The following is a 20,376-nucleotide window of genomic DNA, read 5'->3' as shown; positions in this document are numbered from 1 at the left end:
ACTTGAGGCTCCGATCCCTCCTGGGCCAGGTGCCTGGCGTACTCACGGGTCGATCATCGGGCAGCATTTCCGCAGGGGGGCTTCCGGGGCCAGCGGATTCCGGCCCGTCGTCAGAGCACGCAATGCGGAGCGGCACGGTGCCACGCCTGGCGCGGGCCGTAGGGGAGGTCGCCGGTGCGGGACGCACGCCGATGCACCGGGTGTAGCGCCGTGGTGGGTGGTCGCGCGAGAAGGCCCACGGGGCGGCCGTCGGGACGGACCTGACGGCGCCTCAGGGACCATGCCACTCGCTGGGGAGTTGTCGGTCGTCAGGCGGGGGAGGGGAGGCCTTCGTCGCGCACGGGCGATCCGGTTGGACGCGGCGCCGACCGTCGCATACCGGGCGCGGGCCAGCAGCGTGAACGCCGCCGGCGGCGAACCAGGCGGCGCGCGGCCCCGGCAGCAGCAGGGGAGCACCAACTCGGCCGTAGCCCGCGGGCAGGACCGCGAGCCCGTCAACTCGGTCGGCGGAGCGACGGGCCGCACCCACACGGAAGCAGCTGACCGCCCGTCAGCGGAGGCGGCCGCAGCGCCGGCGTAGCAGGTCCGCCGATACGGCCGCCTCGCGACGGTGGCTCCACCGCCACCTCCCGCCCGCCACCGCGAGGTAGCTCCGCACGCCGTACGTGGCCGGCGATCTCGACGCGACGCCTAACGCCCCGGCCGGCACGTCACCCACCGCATCCCCCAGGCCGCCGCCCGTCCGCCGAACCCGACCAGGACCGCCGAGCCCCGGTCACGGCGACCACCACCCGCCCGACGGCCCCGCAGCGCGACCCCAGCCGAGCAGTGGTCCCTCCAGTTATCCGGCGCCCCCTCTGTGTTCCCCACCAGCGGTTTCGCCAGCCCCTCAACGCCGGTTTTCGTCCAACGCCCCGCGCCCGGGGCACAAACCCCCAGGTGCGCCCACCCACCCGCCGCCCTAGCAGTCCGAACCGTCGTCAACGGCCCGGGCCGCACCACCCCAGCCCCGTCACGACGCGGCGCCCGGGGCCGAGGAACGGCGGCGCGGGGGTCCGGCAGCACGTGCACCTGTCTGCCGGTGGTTCATTGCCGGTGGGCCGGCCTTCCGTTCGCGGCAGTTGCCGCGCGCCCCCAGAGGACGTAGCCACGTGTTCGCAGGGCGTCACGAGCCCGCCTCCGGCAGAACCGCAACCCGCGGTCCCCCGGCGCCAGCAACGCCGCCGGCTCCCGGGACGCAGTCCCACAGCCCCCACGAGGCCGCCTGCTGGGCCGGGGGGGGGGTCCGGGCCCGATCAACTAGCCGACCGGGCCCCCGGGCGAGGGACGCGCGCTGATAAACTCCCCAGTGTACGCCCCGCCAGCGCCAGACCGACCCCCGGCGCCGGTACGGAGCTCCGCGGAGTGGCCTCCTCGGCACGTGGTCCCTGCTCCGGAAGACACCCGTCAGGTAAACGCGAGAACCCGCGCGAAGACCGCATAATGGCCACCCCGGAGTACTTTACCTACCGACGAGTTGCATCCCGCCCGGCCTCCGCCACCGACAACCCCCCACAGCCCTGCCACTCTCCTCACAGGTCCCCGCCCGCCGTCGTAGACCACCCGCAACAAGACACCAAGCGGCCCCTCGGCCGCCCGGCGCTCCGTCAGCCGCCACCGACCCGCCCTGAGCTCCCGCCGCAGCGCCGCCCACGTCCGAACACCCCCGATCCAGCAGCACCGTCCCGCCGCCGGCACGAATCTCCGACACCTCCGGCAGGGACGCCGCGCCGGGCCATCACTTGCTCCGCGTACAGCCGCCCCTCGACCGGCCGCCCCCGTCCGGCGCCTCGACCGAACACGGCCTACCGCCCACGCCGACCCGCGGCGGTAACGTCAAATCCCCGTATCACGTCGTCCCCCCTGACCTGTCGGTAACCGGCTCAACCCCCCCCCGTCGTCTAGTCCCCGAACCTGTCGGAAACGTCAACACCCCCGTCGTCCCAACGACCATGTCGGAACGTCAACCCCCCGTGGCCCCCATCCAGACGAAGGCCTCCACCGCCACTCCCCCGCCGAGGTGCCCATGTGCCCCTCGTATACCCGCCATGCCAGCTGCGCGAGCCTCCCCGGGTGTCCCCCCGTGTCACGCACAGGCGAACGCGCCTCCACCGCCTAACCGGCTCGCCTCCGAACCGCGGTGATCCAGACCGTCCTTCGCGATGCCATGACGCCCGGCGATGACCGCGTCCGGTCGTGCAGCACGGCCCCTTCGAGTCGGGGTCGTGCGCCGGGTGACGAGGTGCCGCCCAGGTGTAGCCCCGTCGGCGTGAAAGGCGCTCGTGACGACCGGAGAGGCTGGGCTGACGCCCTCGAGCGACGGCGGAGCAGCACGGAGCCGGGGAGGCGAGCACTGCGGCAGCAGGGGCCGTCGCAGAGGAAGACTGACCGCCCCTGCCCGTCAGCACTCCGGTCGCGACGCACCCCAGCCTCGTGCCTGTTCGGAGTCGCCGACCACCCGGTTGTGAGAGGGCGCCGTGCGGCTTGACGTAGCTGACGCCCGGGAGCCGCCGCGCGGGCGAAGACCTGTGAGTGTGTGGCGTTCTCGATCTGTACGCGATCTCGTCGGCCAGCTCTCGGAGTGCACCTCCATCGCGAGCTGGCGGCCGAGCCGGCAGGTCAGCGGTAGGAGACCTAGGGCGCCGATCCGGAACGTTACTGCCGCGTTCGCCGGCGAGCGCTGCAGACGACCCGGCGAATGGTGGACGGGGTCCGCCGGCGATGGAAGTCCTGCATCGTGCCACGTAGGCGCTGGTCACCGACCAGGAGAGCAGGGGCCATTCGTCAGTCGAGTCAGGGTCCAGCGTCCGAACCCCTCGCGCGCGGTCCGCATTGAGATCGATCACCTGAAGCCGCTCTCGCTCACAGCCAACACCCTCATTAAGGCCAACTACCCGATCTCCCGCCCGCTTCTCTGGAGGTGAGTGGCGTAGGCTCTGCGTGCAGGAGGGGCGCGTACAGCACCTGACCCGATGCCGCGAGCGCGCACACCCGCCGGTGCGCGCTCCTCTACACATGTGAGGAACGTTTCCTCTCCGTACTCCCACGCGGCCAGTCGGCCGGACAGGGTGTAGACCTGCGTCAGGCCGCGGTCGCCACCGCGCCGGCACGCACGCCGTCCGAGCAGTGCGATCCTCGCCCACTCGAGCCGCCGGATGCCATTCCTCCGCAGCGACTGTGTCTTCGATAACGCGACACCCAGCTAGTCGTCTCACATCCGTTTGCTACCGCATACACGCAACTCGCGATAACGACATGTCGAATTGTCGATGATCGCGCATGCCAGCGGATCCCGCGCAGCGGCCCGCGGATCAGCGCCTAGCGGGAATGATCGCCGCACGCGCAGAGCGCTGAGCGCCCAGCGGAGTCACACCAGACGTTAAATGTCTGCACCGTGGGTACCTTGAGACGGCAACACGCCAGATCGCGCGACGGTCCTGAATCACCATGAGGTCTCACGTCGGAAAATAGCCCAGTGTTCCAGTCGGTGCCGGGTGGTACTGCCGGGAACGGGTGACCGTACCAGACGTTGGTCGTAATGTCTCGTGGTGCACGACACACGTCGCGTGGACGTTAGACCCAGCTCGGTCCCATTCGAGGGGTTGCACATACTCCCGGAAGAGGTGCTCCCCCAGCGTGCATCGCGTTCGACCAGCGTGAGCGACCAGCCATGCGAGCATCTCACGGTCTCCAGCTGTGTAAAGTGTGTACGCCGTCCGGCCGCTCAGCGCGCGAGACACGGCAGATGAGTGATCCAGAGCCACTACGCGGACGGCCAGCGAGTGGCTGGCCTCGGCGGCGGTACTCTGGTCGCCTGCGGTCATGGTGTGCGCGAACACCACGCAAGCGGGTAGTAGCGTATCGGAACCGTCCACGACCTGCGCAGTCAGTGACTCTCACGCACCTAAACTGAACATGTTCACTCTGACTTTCGAGCGTCGCTCGCTCGGCCCTCCGGGAGGTGTGACGTGTATCGGCACCATTGTACGTGTCATCAGCCTCTAACCTTGTCCACACGTGACCACCGTGCAGTGTTCAGCCCCACCGTGAGCTCCGTGCTCCGGCCGCACACAAAATGCCCCCGGTGCCGCCCGGCGTGCTGCCCGCCCCCGGGCCCGGCACGCCGAGACGACTAAATGGAGGGGCGTGGCCCGTCTCGGCTCAAGCGCTGCGCCTGCACAGCGCGCGCACCCGCTCACGACCTGGAGAACCGCAAGGTCGAACCTGGCGTGGCGAGTACGCGCTCAAACTACACGCAGATGTCCACTGGGAGGTCGGCTACTCGCGCGGATCGGTAAGCCTCGTCACGCTCGCGACATGACTTCGACGAGCGCGGGGAGCGACCGTGCGAGCATGAGTGCGTGCCCGCGAATGCTGCAGGCCGGTGCGTGCCCCGTGTGCGCGAGCAACGCGCAACGCTAATCGTCCTACACCCTTTTGCTTTGCTGGATCGCGCCGGAAGCACGGCGGTGCGCGCGGCTAGACTTGGGATGCGCTTGTGAGTTATATTCGCGTGACGCTGTCAGACGTCGGCTAGTACGTCGGACTCAGAGCACTGCTTGGCTTTAATCGGCGCTAGCCGTCTCACGGAGCACCTTCGGCTCCGTGTTCTACGGCAAGCTACGATCCGCGGCGACTGGAGTAGACGTTACTTCGGGAAGCTCATCGAGTAGTGTCCCCGGCCCGGGACGGCGGGTCTACCTGCGCACCACACACGACGAGGCGGTCAGACGCTCCTGGATACGGACGCACCTCACGTACACGACGTCACCACTGTCAGTCGCCCAGATCGCTAGCGCGGAGTCCATGCTCGATGGTCGATCCTGAATCAACCGCGCCAGTGGAACAGAGCCTGGCCAGACGGCCCGAGCGTCGCCGAGCCGAGCGCAGGCACAACGCTACCGGACACACCGCACCGTCCAGCAGTACGCGCCGAGGACTGTCGCCGCGCTCCAATCGAAGACGCCACCCGGCAGGTCACGACGTCCGCGCGGTCGACTGGATGCTAGGCCGTGTCTGCACAGGACCTGATCGACGAGTGCGTCTCGCGCCGGGACTAATCGTGCCGAGCCCGCTCACCGGCACATGAGACACGCCAGTCCTCCACGGGCAGACATCCGCAAGGAGGCCCGCGGCGAGGCCGAGGACACGGAGCATCAAGCGGAGCGCGCCGCGAACTAGGGTCGACATGCAGTGTCAAGAGACTGCATCTCGCCGCCACACCCAGCTCCTAGACCGTCTCGCTGGAGTGCCGGCCCCGCTGTTCCGGCCGATGAGTGAGACTAGGACCGCAATGCTTGCCTTCGACCTGGCGTCCCTCCGCTTCCTAGCGGCCATCGGCCTGTAGCGGCAGCTGCTCGCCCCGCAGTGGCTGAAGCTGCCGGATACAGTCAGAGGCCACCCGGCCCACCGACTGAAGTTCGTTCGCTTCGCCCCGCGCGCAGCCGCCCTGCGTCACTGACGGCCCGTCTCGTGGTGTCGGTATGACGCGATCCATCTGGTGGGTTACCTGCTAGCTAACAGCTGATCAGCAGCGTGTCCCGCGAGTCGGCGCTGAGCACACTCGTGCGCGGAGCTTGCCCGGCAACCCTGACTTGATCGGTCCACCGCCGACGACAGCCGGTTCTCCGACGATCAGCTGGAGCGCCGCTATGGAAGCTGCTCGACCTGCCGCAGACGCTCCCCCGCCGCCTCTCGGCCTGCTCGCCGAGGCCCGCCTCAAGACCCGACCTGCCTACCTGGCTCGCCCTGCTCGCCGTCCACGCGGTCGCAGCCCGCCGTCGGCACGGCCAGCCGCCAGGGCGAGGAACGCCTCCTCTTCGCGGTCGACGACGGCACCCGCCTCGACGACCCCGAGTTCGGCGGTGCCGACCTCATCGTCGGCAGCGCCCTCCTCGACGCCGCCGGCATGGCAGCGGACCGCCAATGACGAGAGTGGCCACCCCAGGGGCGCGAGGAACTGCGCGCAGCGGCAGGCATCAGAGCCGCAGTGGACGACGCACAGTCAGTTGCCGCCTCTGCCCTGACCTGTCCCCGCCCACCGAACGGCAACGCCCCACCATCGGCGGCGTACGGACCCGTGCCGTTCCCCCGCGCGCAGTTCCTCGCGCCCCTGGTGTGACCACCTTCCCCGGCGCCGCCGCGATCCACCCCCGCATGGTGGTTCCCCCAGGGGCGCGAGGAACTGCGCGCAGCGGCAGGCATCAGAGCCGCAGTGGACGACGCACAGTCAGTTGCCGCCTCTGCAGTGACCCGTCCCCGCCCGCCGAACGGCAACGCCCCACCATCGGCGGCGTACGGACCCGTGCCGTTCCCCCGCGCGCAGTTCCCCGCGCCCCTGGGGTGACCACTCTCCCCGGCGCCGCCGCGATCCGCCCCTGCAAGGAGTACCAATGACCGACCAGTCCTGGGAGACCGAGGACGAGCCCGCGGCGCCGGCGCCCGCGGCGAGCCTCACGCCGGCCGACGTCGCCGACGCCGCCCGCCTGGTCTCCTTCGGCCTCCAGGCCAAGCTGCTGCCCGCTCGCGACGCGGAGTACGCCGAGCTGATCCGCCGTCACCGTGAGGACCCGGGCTTCGCCCGCCTCGCGGACGCCGTCGCGGCCGGCCTCGGCCTGGTCGTGCTGGAGGTCTCGCCCCGGGCCGGCATGGCGGTGGCCGCCGCCGAGGACTCGCTCTTCGCGGTCCGGATGGGCGACTACTCCCGCCGCGCTGCCGGGGAGGCCACCGACCGCTTCCTGCACGGCCTGGCCCACCTGGCGACCGCCGCGATGGCCTTCCCCCGCCCGGAAGACCTGGCCGACGACGCGTACCTGGGCCGGATCACGGTCAACGGCGTGGACGCCTTCGTCCGGCAGGCCTGCCGCCGGCTGGAGGAGCGTGCCGAGGCGGCCGGGGACAACACCGACCCGACCTCCGACGCCCCCGGCCTGGAAGCCGCCTGGCGGGTCTGGGCCCGGCGCTCCGCGACCGGGGCCACCAAGGACGCCCGCCGCCTCTCCGGCTCGACCATCGGCATCGTCTCCAAGGCGGTGCTCTTCCTGGTCGACTCCGGTTTCCTGCAGAAGACCTCCGACGACGCCGGCGGCACCTACCGCACCACGGCCCGCTACCAGCTCCAGGTCCGCGACCTGGCGGGCGGCGCCGCGATGGGCGAGCTGCTCGACCTCGGCGTGGTCGCGGTCACCGACGGCACCGCCACCCTGCTCCCCGCCGACCACAGCGAGGAACTGGTCGCGGACGCCGGCCTGCCGTTCCACAGCCTCTGATCCACTGATCCACCGTCATCTGGAGAACCGCCGCACATGTACGAGCTCAACCGGGTCCGCCTGTACTCGATCGGACCGGCCGGCGCCCGCTACGCCGACACGGTGCTCGACCTGCGCGGCGTCGGTGAGCCGGTGGCCGAGCCCAGGCCGCAGCAGATCGGCCTGTTCGGCGAGGAGCCGGAGGGTCCGCAGCGCCGCCCCGCCCCGGCCGGCGTGCTGTTCCTGGAGAACGGCGGCGGCAAGTCCGTCCTGCTCAAGCTGATCTTCTCCGTCATGCTCCCGGGCCACCGGAACACCCTGGGCGGCGCCAGCTCCGGCGTGCTGCGCAAGTTCCTGCTGGCCGACGACTGCGGTCACGTCGCGCTGGAGTGGCAGCACACCGTCACCGGCGAGCTGATCGTGGTCGGCAAGGTCAGCGAGTGGAGGGGCCGTCAGGTCTCCTCCGACCCGCGCAAGTTCGCCGAGTCCTGGTACTCCTTCCGTCCCGGCCTCGGGATGACCCTGGACGCCCTCCCGGTCTCCGAGCGGCCCAGCCTGGCCGGCGACCAGAAGGCCCGCGGCCGCCGCCGCACCATGAAGGGCTTCCGGGACGCGATGACCGAGGCCGGCAAGGCCGCCCCGCACCTGGACCTGGTCTTCGAGGACATCCACGACCGGTGGAACGAGCACCTCGGCGAGCTCGGCCTCGACCCCGAGCTGTTCCGCTACCAGCGCGAGATGAACGCGGACGAGGGCGAGGCGGCCGGCCTCTTCGCGGTCAAGCACGACTCCGACTTCACCGACCTGCTGCTGCGCGCCGTCACCGACACCCGGGACACCGACGGCCTGGCCGACCTGGTCCACGGCTTCGCCGCCAAGCTGGGCCGCCGCTCCGAGCTGACCGCCGAGCGGGAGTTCACCGCCGGCTCGCTCGACCTGCTCCAGCGGATCGTCGACTCCACCGCCGCCCGCGAGTCGGTCCGCGAGCTGCACCGCACCGCCGAGCGCCGCTCCCGCCGCCTCGCCCAGGCGCTCACCGTCCGGGCCGCCGCCGAGCGGGACCGGGCCCAGGACCTGGCCGTCGAGGTGGCCGCCGCCGCGGGCGCGGTGACCGCCGCCGAGAGCGACCGCACCCGGCACTCGCTGATCACCGCCGAGCTGACGCACCGCCACGCCACCCTCGGCCTGGCCGCCGCCACCACCGAGGCCGCCGCGCTGCGCCGCGAGCTGACCGAGGCCCGCACCCTGTACTCCGCCTGGCAGGCCGCCGAGGCGGTGCTGCGCCACCGCGCCGCCGCCGACCGGGTCGCCAGGGTCGCGGTCGCCATCCGGGAGGCCGAGCTGGACGCGGCCCCCGCGCTGGCCGCCCGGGCCAAGGCCGCCGGGGCGCTGGCCCGGGCGCTGGAGAGCGCGGCCGGGGCCGCCGAGCTGAGGGCCGATCAGGAGGAGGCCCGGGCCGAGGAGTTGCAGGCCGACGGCGGCCGGGCGCAGGCCGAGGCCACCGCAGCCGCGACCGCCGCGCAGAAGGCCCGCTCCGAGTCGGGCCACCTGGAGCAGCGCCTGGCCGAGGTCGAGCAGGAGACCCAGGCCGCCGTGGAGGCCGGCTGGATCGACGCCGGGACGGAGGAGCCCGACCCGGCCCGGGCCGCGCTGCACGCCGCGGACGCCGAGAAGGAGGCCACCGCCGCCCTCGACCAGGCCCGCGCCGCCGCCGAGAGCTCCGCCGCCCGGGCCCGGGAGACCGGTGCGCTGGAGGCCAAGGCCGAGCTGGCCGCCGCCCGCGCCAGCGACGCGTACCAGAACGCCCACCGCGCGCTCTCCGCCGAGCAGCGCACCGCCGCGCTGCTGGCGGCCGAGCCCCGGCTGGCCGAGCTGCTCGGCCTCCAGCCCTACCAGGGCGAGGAGACCGAGGGGCATCTGACGCCCGCTCTGCTGGACTCCAATGCCGAGGAGTTGGAGGAGCGGCTCGACACGGCGGTGTCCACCGCCGAGCGCACCCTCTTCGACCTGCGCACCGCCGCCGCCGACGACTCCCGGATCCTGGCCGCGCTCGGCGACGGCGGCCTCCTGCCGCCCGGCCCGGACGTGCTGGCCACCGTTGAGTACCTCGGCGAGCAGGGCATCCCCGCGCTGCCCGGCTGGCGCTACCTCGCGCAGTCCGTCGACCCGGCCGACCACGAGGCGATCCTGGCCGCCCGCCCGGAGCTGGTGGACGGCGTCGTGGTGACGGACCCCCAGTCCCTGGACCGGGCCCGCGAGGCGCTGCAGACCGCGGCCCTGCTGCCCCGCTCCACGGTGGCGGTCGGCACCGCCGCCGCGCTGATCGCCCCGCTGGCCGACGAGCCGCCGTTCTTCCTGGTGCCGCCGAACCCGGCCATGCACAACGAGGGCGCGGCCGACGACGAGCGCCGCGAGCTGCGCGCCCGGGCCACCGCCCGGGAGGAGCACATCCGCGAGCTGGCCGCCCGGCTCGGCGGGGACCGCGCGCTCGGCGGCCGGCTGGCCTCGTGGCTCCAGCAGTGCCCGCCCGGCACCCTGGCCGAGCTGACCGAGGCCACCCTGGCCGCCGCCGCCCAGGCCGAGACCGCCTCCGCCGAGCTGGCCACCCTGCGGGCCGAGCACGACGAGGCCGAGACCGACCAGCTGGCCGCGGCCTCCGCGTACGAGGAGCGCCGGGAGGCCGCCCAGCGGACCCGCCGCCGGGCCGACGCGCTGGCCGGCCTGGCCTTCCGGCTGCGCGAGCGGGCGAACTGGGCCCGCCGCCGCCGCGAGCTGGCCGAGGACGCCGCCGAGTGCGACCGCCGCCAGGCGGTCTGCGCCGAGCGCGCCCGCACCTGCGACGAGGACCGCCGGGCCGCCCAGCGGGCCGCCGACGACGCCCGCCGCACCGCCCGCACCCTGCGGGCCGAGCGGGCCGAACTCTCGGTGGTCGAGGAGACCGAGCAGATCACCGAGGTGGCCGCCTCGCTGCCCGCGCTGCGCGAGGCCTACCGGGCCGCCGCCCAGCTGTACGAGAAGGTCGGTGTCGGCGCCGACCTGCGGGCCGAGCAGGCCCGGGCCGAGGGCGACGAGACCGCCGCCGCGGCCGAGCTGGACCGCCTGACCAACAAGGTCCGCACCCGGGCCGAGGAGCTGCTGGCCAGCCCGGACGGCGCCGACGGCCCGGCCCGGCAGGCCGCCGCCGCCCGGGCCGAGGGCCTGGTCGCCACCATCGAGGCCCGCTCCGCCACCGCCTCCGAGCAGCTCGGCCGGCTGCGCGGCGAGGCCGAGCGCTCCGCCCCCGCCACCGGCGAGGCGCACACCGAGCTGCCCGAGGACCTCGTCCCCACCGACCCCGAGCACGCCCAGGCGCTGCTGCGCACCGCCACCTCCCGCCTCGCCGAGCGGCGCGAGACGGTGGACACCGCCCGCACCGCGCTGGCCGACCTCCAGCGCACCCTGGACGCGGCCCAGTCGGCGGCCGCCGACTTCGACGAGGCGTCAGGACAGCTGCGCGACGGCCTCCGTGACCACCACGGCGAGGAGGAGGCCCAGGCCGTCGAGCCCTACCTCGGCTCGCTGGCCGAGGCCCGCACCGCCGCCGCCGAGTCCCGCCGGGCCCTGCGCTCCGCCTCGGCCGAGCTGACGGCGGGTGAACTCGCCGTCCGGGACGCCTCGGACGCCCTGGTCCGGCACGCCAACGCGGCCCGCTACGAGGCCGTCCGCACCCCCGCCCGCCAGCAGATCCGCGAGCTGCCCGCCGCCGCCCTGCCCGAGCACGCCGCCGCCTGGGCCGCCGCCTTCGCCCCGCGCCTGCGGGTGCTCACCGACGAGCTGGCCCAGCTGGAGCGCAACCGCGGCTCGATCGTCGACCGCCTGCGCGGCCTGGTGGAGTCCTCGCTCACCACGCTGCGCGCCGCCCAGCGGCTCTCCCGGCTGCCCGAGGGCCTGGGGGAGTGGTCCGGCCAGGAGTTCCTGCGCATCCGCTTCGAGGACCCGGACCACGCGACCCTGGTGGAGCGCCTCGGCGAGGTGATCGACGAGGCCACCCGGGCCGCCGTGAAGAAGAACAGCGACCTGCGGCGGGACGGCATGTCCCTGCTGCTGCGCGGTGTGGCGGCGGCGATCGGCCCCAAGGGCGTCTCGGTGGAGATCCTCAAGCCCGACGCGGTGCTGCGCGCCGAGCGGGTGAGCGTGGGTCAGATGTCCGACGTGTTCTCCGGCGGCCAGCTGCTCACCGCCGCCATCGCGCTGTACTGCACGATGGCCGCGCTGCGGGCCAACGACCGGGGCCAGTCCCAGTTGCGGCACGCCGGCACGCTGTTCCTGGACAACCCGATCGGCCGGGCCAACGCGACCTACCTGCTGGAGCTCCAGCGCGCGGTGGCGGACGCCCTCGGCGTCCAGCTGATCTACACCACCGGCCTCTTCGACACCACCGCGCTGGCCGAGTTCCCGCTGGTCATCCGGCTGCGCAACGACGCCGACCTGCGGGCCGGGCTGAAGTACATCTCGGTGGAGGAGCACCTGCGCCCGGGCCTGCCGGCCCCGCAGGCACCCGACGCCCCGGTGATCCACGGCGAGATCACCGCGACCCGGATGTTCAAGCGCCCGACCGAGTGATCCGGCACGGGGCCGGGCGGAGCGAGCGGCGGAGCACCCCGCCCGGGCCCCGGGGTGTCATGCTGGTGGCGTGTTCGAGGACGAACTGCGTGAGCAGCTGACCCTGGCCCGCCTCGCCCTGGCCCGGGCCCGCGAGGAGGGCGACGACGACGGGGTGGACGCCTACCGCGGCCGCATCCGGGGCCTGCTGCGGATCGCCGCCCACCACGGCGTCGACCTCCCGCACGAGCCGGAGGAAGAGGCCTACTGACGGGTACGCCGTTGGGTTAGGATCACCCGGCTCGCAAGCGCGATCGTCGGGGGGACGGGATGACGGACGGTACGGGGGTGCCCGCCAAGGGCACCGGGGCCGGTGGCAAGAGCGTGGTCGGCCAGGTCGCGGCGGCGGTGCTGCTGACGCTTCCGCTGCTGCTCGGGGTCTGGCTGGTGCAGGGCAAGGAGGCGTCCGCACCCAAGGGGCCGGAGTGCCCCGGGGCGCGCGCCCACGACGGCCCCGAGGTCCCCGCGCTCTGCGCTGCGCTGATCCGGCCGGGCCTGCCCGCACTGCTCGGCGTGCCGGACGAGCAGCTCGCGGTGGCGGAGAGCGGCGCCTCGACGGTGGACGGCGTCGCGATCGAGAACAACGCTGCCGAGGCCAGGGTGGGGCAGTACCGGGTCAGGGTGGCCGACCATCGCGAGGCATCCCCGTCGGAGGCCGCGTTCCTCGGCTCCTCGGTGACCGAGGGCGCCCTGCTGGGCCACCGCGCGGTGGCCTTCACCGAGCGCACCATCGGCATCGAGATCAACCTGTTCGGCGGCGGCGGGAAGTCCGCCCCGGGTGGTGTGGCCCAGAACCTGGCGGTGGCCAAGGGCCCGTCGCGGGGCGGTGGCAGCTACCAGCTGACGGTCTGGCGCAACGACGCGCTGCCGGTGGACGAGGGCGTGGTCCGCCGGATCGCCACCGAGCTGCTGCCCACGCTGCCCGGCTGGGTGGCGGACACCGCCGCGCCGCCGAAGGCCTGACGGCGCGTCAGTCCGCCGCCGCCGCCGCAGCCGCCGCCGCAGCCGTGTCGGGCGCCTCCCGCTCGGTGCGGTGGGCGGCCAGGACGCTGGTGAGCAGGCCGGGGAAGAGCTCCTCCAGGTCCTCGGTGCGCAGGCAGCTCATCCGCGAGGTGCCGCGGCGGTGCTGGCGGATCACGCCGGCCTCGCGGAGCACCTTGAAGTGGTGCGTGCTGGTGGACTTGGTCACCGGCAGGGCGAAGGCCTGGCAGGCCATCTCGTGGGAGCCGTCCGCGAGTTCGACCGCGATCCGCAGGCGGACCGGGTCGGCGAGGGCGTGCAGGACGGCGGCGAGCTTGATCTCCGTCAGGGTGGGTTCGGGGAGTCGGGTCTCGGTCACGCGTTCATAGTACGAGAAGTGTCGTAGTTTGACAGCTGCCGTAGTACGAGGGATACCGTAATAGCGAGCACCATCCCGTCGAAGGAGCCACCGTGAGTGCCCTGTTCGAGCCCCTCGTCCTGCGTGAGCTGACCGTCCCCAACCGGGTCTGGATGGCCGCGATGTGCATGTACTCGGCCGCAGCGGACGGCCCCGAGGTCGGTGCCGCCACCGACTTCCACCTGGCCCACTACGCCGCCCGCGCGGCCGGCGGCGCCGGTCTGGTGATCACCGAGGCCACCGCGGTCCGTCCCGAGGGCCGGATCTCGCCGTGGGACCTCGGGCTCTGGACGGACCGGCAGCAGGAGCAGGCCGCCCGGGTCGCCGCGCTGATCACCTCGCTCGGCGCCGTCCCCGCCGTCCAGCTGGCGCACGCCGGGCGCAAGGCCGGCACCGACCGGCCGTGGCTGGGCGGCAAGCCGCTGCCCGCGGGCTCGGTCGGCGGGCAGCCGGTCGGCCCCTCCGCGGTGGGCTTCTCGGACGAGCACGTGCAGCCGCACGAGCTGACGGTCGAGGAGATCGGCGACGTGGTGGCGGCCTTCGCGGACTCCGCGCGCCGCGCGCTGGCCGCGGGGTTCAAGACCGTGGAGATCCACGGCGCCCACGGCTACCTGATCCACTCCTTCCTCTCCCCGCACTCCAACCGCCGGACCGACGGCTACGGCGGCGACTTCGCCGGCCGCGCCCGGCTGGCCCTGGAGGTCACCGACGCGGTCCGGGCGGTCTGGCCCGCCGAGCTCCCGCTGCTGTTCCGGGTCTCGGCCACCGACTGGCTGGAGCCGGAGGTCCCGGGCTGGACCTCGGAGGAGACCGTCCGGCTGGCCAAGGAGCTCCAGGCGCGCGGCGTCGACCTGGTCGACGTCTCCACCGGCGGCAACGTGGCCGACGCCCACATCCCGGCGGCCCCCGGCTTCCAGGTCCGCTTCGCCACCGAGATCCGCAACGGCGCGGGCCTGCCCACCGGCGCGGTCGGCCTGATCACCGAGCCCGACCAGGCCGAGCGCATCCTGACCGAGGGCGAGGCCGACGTGGTCCTGCTCGGCCGGGCCCTGCTCGCCGACCCGTACTGGCCGCAGCGCGCCGCCCGCGAGCTGGGCGCCGAGACCCGTTACCCCGTCCAGCACGCCTACACCGTGCGCAAGCGCTGACGGACCCTCACCTCGCGGCGGCGTCCGGCCCTCGGGCCGGGCGCCGCCGCTGCCTGCTGCCCGCCATCGGCGAGTTGGCGTGCGGGCCGCGCATCCGCTGGGCCGCGATCTGACGGGAGATCACGATCTCCAGCAGGCTCCACGCGGTGCCGAACACCCCGACGGCCATCGCCACCAGGGCGGGGGTCAGCAGCCAGGTGCGGGCGTACGAGGCGAGCGTGGCGACGATCAGGCCGACCAGGGTGAACGAGAAGGACATCCACGCCCGCACGGCGGCGGCCCGCACCTCGTCCGGCAGACGGCGACGACGCGCAGTTGGCATTCCGGGTACCTCCGAAGGATCAGCGGACTCCCCCGTCCGCTCCCACAGCCTGCCCAGCCCGGCCGGTGCCATTCCACCGGTTCCGTCCGGAGGCGTCCGCATTCCGCTTCGCGACCGGCATATGCCCGTTTCCCCGGTGGGGCGGAAAGGCCGCGCGCGACCGTTGACGTGGTCCTGGCGAGCGCAGTAGCTTCGGGGCACTCCGAAAGGCCGGAGCGATTCCAGTAAAACGGGGGAACCACCATGGAATCAGAGGTCACGTCCCGGACGTCCGGATGGATTCTCGAACCGTTCGCCGATCTGTCGGCCGCCTTCGTGTTCTTCGAGTCCCCGGTCCGGGTGGCGGTGCTCGACCGCCTGAGCTGGTACGTGCTGGAGCTGTGCGACGGACGGCCGGCCGCCGGGATCGCCGAGCGGGTGCGGGCCCTCGGCCTGCCCGGCGGCGCCGAGCGGGCCGGGCGGATCGTCGCCGAGCGGCTGAGCACCCTGCGGGCGAGCGGACTGCTGGCATGAGCCCCGCCGGAGCGAGGCTCCCGGCCTTCCGGGCCGAGGGGCGGACGCTGCACGCCAGGGTGGAGCAGCACCTCTCCACCGGGGCGCTCGGCGACGGCTCGGCCATCGCCGGCACCGCCGCCGCCTACTACCGGGGAGCCGCCCGGGTCTGCGCCGGGGCCACCGGCACCGACCCGGCGGCGGTGGCCCCGACGGAGCGTCCGTGGGCCGAGAGCCTGCGCCGGGCGGCCGTCGACGAGGCCCTGCGGGAATGCAGCGCCGGGCGCACCGAGAACGGGCGGGAAGCGCTCGCCCGGTACGTCGCGCTAAATTCCCGGATGTCGTCGGATCCGGAGCTGGAAACCGATTCGGAGACGAAGGGGGAAAATGCTCCGGAATTCCCCGGAACCGGCCCCGGACACTGGGTCACCGGGCATTTCCTCGCACTCTTCTCCGCCACCACGACCGTCGGCGGGGCCCCGGTCGAGGCGCGTCCCGCCGCCGTCACCCCGCAGGCCGAGGGCGCCCGGGCCCGGGCCGTGGCGCTGGCCCGCCGCGGCCTGCCCCGGCTGGCCGGGGACGTGCTGTCCGCCGCCCGGCTGGTGGTGCCCTACCGGGGCGAGCAGCCGTACAGCGGGTACACCAACGCCGCGCCACTGGTGGTCTTCGTCGCCGAGCAGACCTTCCGTCAGGACCGGCTGGCCGCCGAGCTCCTGGTGCACGAGTGCCTGCACCAGAAGCTGAACGACATCAGCCTGGCCCGTTCGCTGTTCCGCCCCGACTACCACGACGAGCGGTCCGCCACGGTGGGCGTGCCCTGGTCCTTCGGCTCCAGCCGCACCCGGCACTTCAGCGCCGACCGGACCTTCGCCGCCTTCCACGTCTACACCCACCAGGCCCTGCTGTACCTGGGGCTGGCCGTCACCGAGCCCGACGAGGAGCGGGTCGAGGGCGCGCTGGCCGAGACGGTGACGGCCTGGGCCCGCGCCGCCCACTTCGCCCGTGCGCTCGACGGCGGCCCGGTCACGGCCGAGCTCGGCCCGGACGGCCACCGCCTGGCGCACTGGCTGACCGCCGCGGTGGAGGCCCTCGGGGAGCTCCGGCTCCCGGACGGCTCCGCCCTGCAAGCCCACGCGGGAGCCCACGCGGGAGCCCCCGCGGGCGCCCACGACGCCGCCTGAACCGCGGCGCCCCACCGACCGCGGCGTCCCACGTCCCGTCTCCCCGAGCCGCGGGGGAGCAGTGCGTCCTTGGAGAGGAGGTAGTGGCATGAGTGACATCGCCGCGCTCGAGTCGGCCCTGTCGGAGGTCTTCGCGGAGTTCGACGTCGAGGTCGAGGAGGGCACCACCGGTGCCGACGTGATGCAGACGGACATCCGGGTGATCCGCACGGACCTGTCGGTCCTCGCGGGCTCCCGCCCGTCCGGCAACTGATGACGCGTGGGCCCGGCCGCGGCGCCGCAGCCGGGCCCACGCCCGACCCACCCCCTGGAGAGCCGCCGATGCCCGCCACCAACGCCGAGCCGCTGATCGGTGCCCCCGGCGAGGGCCTGCTGGCCCGGCTGGCCGGGCTGCCCTCGCCCGCGCTGCTCTACGACCTGGACAACCTGCGCCGTTCGGTCGAGCTGCTGCGCGCGGACGTCGAGGGGGTCGGCCCCGCCGAGCTCAACCTGGCGCTGAAGGCCTGTCACACCCCGCGCGTGCTCACCTTCCTGGCCTCGCTGGGCCTGGGCGCCGACGTCGCCTCGGTCGGCGAGCTCACCCTGGCCGTGCTGGCGGGCTTCCGCCGGATCACCGCCACCGGCCCGTCCTTCCGGGCGGACGACCTGCCGCTGCTGGCGGAGCACGGCGTGGTGCCGGACGCGAGCTCGGTCGAGCAGCTCGACGAGTTCTGCACCGCCCGCCCCGGCGGCCCGGTCGGCCTGCGGCTGCGGGTCCCGCTGCCGGAGGCGATCGAGGACGGCTCCACCACCTTCGGCGCCGGCAGCCGCTTCGGCGTGTACGCCACCGACCCGAGGATCGGCGCGGTGCTGGAGCGCACCGGCTGCCGCCTCACCCGGCTGCACACCCACACCGGCCAGATGACGCCCCGTCACCTGCGCTACAAGCTCCGCTACCTGCTGGCGGTGGCCGCCTCGTACCCCGACGTGGAGGAGATCGACCTCGGCGGCGGCTTCTTCAGCCTCTACACCGACCGCCTGCGCACCCTGCGCACCTGGCAGCAGGTGGCCGAGGACCTGGCCGACTTCACCCGGCGCACCGGCCGCACCGTGCGCCTGCAGTTCGAGCCCGGGGGCGCCGTGCTCGCCCCGCACGGCTACCTGGTCACCACCGTCCGCTCGGCGGAGCGCGACCACCCGCACTTCAAGGCCGACGTGCTCACCGTGGACTGCTCCGCCTGGAACTTCGCGCCCTGGCACCGGCCCCAGCTCATCCCGCTGACCGGCCCGCGCGAGGACGAGGAGCTGCGCCCCACCCTGCTGGCCGGGGACACCCTCTACGAGAACGACTTCTTCGGCACCGACGTGCTCGGCCGTCGCAGCCCCGCCCCGCTGCCCGCCCTGCGGGCGGGGGACCGGGTGGTGCTGACCGCCTCCGGCGCGTACACCCGGACCAACTCCCGGCGGTTCAACCTGCTGCCGCTGCCCGCCGAGTACGCGCTCGCCGACGGGAAGGTCGAGGAGCTCGGATGAGCGGCGCGCTGGAGCTGGAGCGCGAGCTGCTGGCCGGGATGGCCGCGCTGGCCGCCGGGCAGGGCGCCGAGGACGCCACCGTCTGGGCCGCGCTGGAGCGGGAGCTGCGGCAGGAGACCGGCGAGGGCCCGGATGCCGAGTGGCGGCTGGAGCTGGCGTCCCGTCAGGTCCGCACCCTGCTGCTGCGCCGGGGCCACCGGATGGACGAGCGCTTCCAGCGCTCGCCCGACCTCGCCCAGGAGCGCACCCTGCCCGGCGGAGCCCCGCTGCGGCACGGCTACGAGCGCAGCCTGCCCGCCGAGGCGGTGGAGCGCGCGCTGGCCGGCCGCAGCAGCGCCCCGCCCGAGGGCTGGGAGCGCACCGTGCTGGCCTTCGGCAGCGGGATGGCCGCCCTCTCCCACCTGGTGCAGTCGCTCGCCCACCTGCTGGCTCCCACCGAACGCCGCCCGCTGCGGCTGGACTTCTGGGGCGACTACTTCGAGACCGACCTGCTGCTGGAGTACCTCTCCGGCACCACCCTGCGCCCGCGCAGGCTGAGCCCGGGCCGGCTCGCCGAGGCCTGGGCCGGGCCCGGGGCGCCGGACGTGCTGCTGCTCGAACCGGTCCGCTACAACTGGGCGCTGGACGTGCTGGACGTCAACGCCCTGGTGAACGGCTGGCGGCGCGGCCCCCACCGCCCGCCGGTGGTGGTGCTGGACACCACCCTGGTCTCCCCGGCCTGGCCCCGGGCCGCCGTGCTCAAGGCCCTGGCCTCGCCCGCCGGCGCCCCGCTGGTGATCGAGGTGCGCTCGGGCCTCAAGCTCGACCAGCAGGGCCTGGAGGTGGCCAACCTCGGCGTGCTGGAGATCCACCAGCACCGCTCGCACACCGGGGAGCTGACGGCCCGCCGGCTGGCCGGGACGCTGCGGCTGGTCCGTGCCACCACGGGCCAGGGCCTGGCCGCCCCGGCGGTGGCCGCCCTGGACGCGCCCTTCCTGCTGGACGAGACCTGGACCAGACGGCACGCCGGGCAGGTCTACCGGAACAACGCCCGCCTGGCCGAGCGGCTGGCCTCCTCGCCCCGCCCGCTGTTCCGCACCGTCGCCCACCCGGCGCTCGGCTCCTCCGCCTGGCGCGGCCAGAGCCCGTTCGTGGTGGTGGAGCTGCGCGAGGACGCGCTCGCCGACCACGGCCTGCTGCTGGCCGCGATCCGGCACGAGGTGGCCCGGCGCGGCCTGGCCGCCGTCTACGGCAACAGCTTCGGCTTCCGCACCACCCGCTTCGAGACCGTCGTGCCCCGCACGGCCACCGGCCAGGGGCTGTTCAAGCTCGCGGCCGGCTCCCGGGGCGGCCCCTCGCTCGACCTGTTCTGCGACCTGCTGCTCGACATCGGAGACCACCAGTCCATGAAGGACCTGCGCGCGACCTACGACCTGGCACCGGTGGGGCTGACGTGAGCGACCCTCAGACCTCGACGCCGCTGCGGGAGTTGACCGCCCGGATCACCCGGGACGAGCGGCGACCGCTGGCCGCCTTCACCGCGCTGGCGCTGGCCGGCGCGGCGGCCGAGGCAGCGCTGCCCTGGCTGGTCGGCGCCGCCCTGGGCGCGGCGGCCGGCCAGGGCGGCGGGCTGGCCCGGTACGTGGCCGCGCTGGGCGCCGCCGTCGTGACCGGCATCGCCACCAACGTCACCCGGCACGTGATCGCCGCCCGGCTCGGACTGCGCGCCACCGCCGCGCTGCTGGAGGAGATCGGGGAGAAGACCGCCCGCGCCCCGCAGGACGTGGCGGCCCGCACCCCGCCCGCCGAGGTGGCCACCGTGGCGGCGTACGACGTCTCCCGGGTGGCCGGTTTCCCGGTGGTGCGGATCAGGCTGGCCGCCTCGCTGCTCGGCCTGCTGGTGGTCGCCGGGTACCTGCTGGCGATCTCCCCGCTGGTCACCCTGGTGGTGCTGGCCGGGGTGCCCGGCCTGATGTGGCTCACCGGCAAGGTGGCCGAGCCGCTGGAGGAGCGCCGCGAGCGCCAGCGCGAGGCGCTCGGCACGGTGGCCGCGCTGAGCTCCGACATCGGCCTCGGGCTGCGGGTGCTGCGCGGTCTGGGCGCCGAGCGGGTGGTGCGGGAGCGCTACCGGGCCGCCTCGGCGGCCACCGAGCGGGCCGGGGTGGAGGTGGCCCGGACGGAGGCCCTGCTGCTGGTCTCCGGCACCCTGCTGCCCGGCCTCTTCCTGGCCGCCCTGGTCTGGCTCGGCGGCACCCTGGCCGCCGCCGGCTCGGTGCCGCCCACCGACCTGGTCACCTTCTACACCGCCTCCGCCTACCTGGTCGCCCCCGTCACCACCGCCGCCGGGTACGGCGCGGCCCGGGCCGGTGCCCGGGTGGCCGCCCGGAACGTCACCGCCCTGCTGGCCGCGCCCGAGCGCCCCTGGACCGGGACCGCC

The 20,376-nt window shown here is 74.1% G+C and carries 12 protein-coding genes and 1 pseudogene; 11 read left to right on the top strand and 2 right to left on the bottom strand.

Annotated features, from left to right (window positions below; genetic code table 11):
- Positions 1-6,431: 6,431 nt before the first annotated feature.
- The 4 genes from ABD946_RS16050 (at position 6,432) to ABD946_RS16035 (ending at position 12,890) form a co-directional block, all read left to right on the top strand.
- Positions 6,432-7,307 carry a hypothetical protein gene (locus tag ABD946_RS16050; protein ID WP_345284099.1) on the top strand — a complete coding sequence of 292 codons (876 nt, stop codon included), beginning with the start codon at positions 6,432-6,434 and terminating at the stop codon, positions 7,305-7,307.
- Between the two features lie 36 nt (positions 7,308-7,343).
- Entirely contained in the window at positions 7,344-11,888 is a 4,545-nt protein-coding gene (locus ABD946_RS16045; RefSeq protein ID WP_345284097.1) for a hypothetical protein, read from the top strand.
- 70 nt (positions 11,889-11,958) lie between these two features.
- Positions 11,959-12,138, top strand: a complete 180-nt coding sequence (locus tag ABD946_RS16040) for a hypothetical protein (protein WP_345284095.1) — start codon at positions 11,959-11,961, stop codon at positions 12,136-12,138.
- A gap of 59 nt (positions 12,139-12,197) precedes the next feature.
- Positions 12,198-12,890: a DUF6215 domain-containing protein gene (locus ABD946_RS16035; protein ID WP_345284093.1), complete on the top strand. Its 693-nt coding sequence runs from the start codon at positions 12,198-12,200 to the stop codon at positions 12,888-12,890.
- Positions 12,891-12,897: 7 nt separating this feature from the next.
- Here ABD946_RS16035 and ABD946_RS16030 read toward each other — a convergent pair whose 3' ends face one another.
- A complete protein-coding gene (locus tag ABD946_RS16030) occupies positions 12,898-13,266 on the bottom strand; it encodes an ArsR/SmtB family transcription factor (RefSeq protein WP_345284091.1) in 369 nt (122 codons plus the stop codon).
- 92 nt (positions 13,267-13,358) lie between these two features.
- Here ABD946_RS16030 and ABD946_RS16025 point away from each other — a divergent pair, with 92 nt between their 5' ends.
- Positions 13,359-14,453 (top strand): NADH:flavin oxidoreductase/NADH oxidase, encoded by a 1,095-nt coding sequence (locus tag ABD946_RS16025; protein ID WP_345284089.1) that lies wholly within the window; start codon positions 13,359-13,361, stop codon positions 14,451-14,453.
- A gap of 7 nt (positions 14,454-14,460) precedes the next feature.
- Here the strand turns inward: ABD946_RS16025 and ABD946_RS16020 are convergent, their stop codons facing one another.
- Positions 14,461-14,775 (bottom strand): hypothetical protein, encoded by a 315-nt coding sequence (locus tag ABD946_RS16020; RefSeq protein WP_345284087.1) that lies wholly within the window; start codon positions 14,773-14,775, stop codon positions 14,461-14,463.
- Between the two features lie 243 nt (positions 14,776-15,018).
- Here ABD946_RS16020 and ABD946_RS16015 point away from each other — a divergent pair, with 243 nt between their 5' ends.
- From ABD946_RS16015 to ABD946_RS15990, 6 genes and pseudogenes are all read left to right on the top strand, one after another.
- The gene (locus ABD946_RS16015; protein ID WP_345284086.1) at positions 15,019-15,288 is read left to right on the top strand and encodes a hypothetical protein; all 270 of its coding nucleotides are present in this window, start codon (positions 15,019-15,021) and stop codon (positions 15,286-15,288) included.
- A complete protein-coding gene (locus tag ABD946_RS16010) occupies positions 15,285-16,448 on the top strand; it encodes a hypothetical protein (protein ID WP_345284084.1) in 1,164 nt (387 codons plus the stop codon). Before ABD946_RS16015 ends, ABD946_RS16010 begins: the two co-directional genes overlap by 4 nt.
- 88 nt (positions 16,449-16,536) lie before the next feature.
- Positions 16,537-16,701: a hypothetical protein gene (locus ABD946_RS16005; RefSeq protein ID WP_345284082.1), complete on the top strand. Its 165-nt coding sequence runs from the start codon at positions 16,537-16,539 to the stop codon at positions 16,699-16,701.
- A gap of 68 nt (positions 16,702-16,769) precedes the next feature.
- Positions 16,770-17,960 carry a diaminopimelate decarboxylase family protein gene (locus ABD946_RS16000; protein WP_345284080.1) on the top strand — a complete coding sequence of 397 codons (1,191 nt, stop codon included), beginning with the start codon at positions 16,770-16,772 and terminating at the stop codon, positions 17,958-17,960.
- Entirely contained in the window at positions 17,957-19,396 is a 1,440-nt protein-coding gene (locus ABD946_RS15995) for a PLP-dependent aminotransferase family protein (protein ID WP_345284078.1), read from the top strand. The genes ABD946_RS16000 and ABD946_RS15995 overlap by 4 nt, the downstream gene beginning before the upstream one ends.
- A pseudogene (locus tag ABD946_RS15990) lies at positions 19,393-20,259 on the top strand (ABC transporter transmembrane domain-containing protein); the annotation flags it as partial. The gene ABD946_RS15995 and the pseudogene ABD946_RS15990, both read left to right, overlap by 4 nt.
- Positions 20,260-20,376: the final 117 nt, after the last annotated feature.

The sequence above is a fragment of the Kitasatospora albolonga genome, from assembly GCF_039535905.1.
In the GTDB taxonomy this organism is placed as follows: Bacteria; Actinomycetota; Actinomycetes; order Streptomycetales; family Streptomycetaceae; genus Kitasatospora; species Kitasatospora albolonga.
Note: the sequence above shows the minus strand (reverse complement) of the source record. Positions and strands in the feature narration are given on the sequence as shown.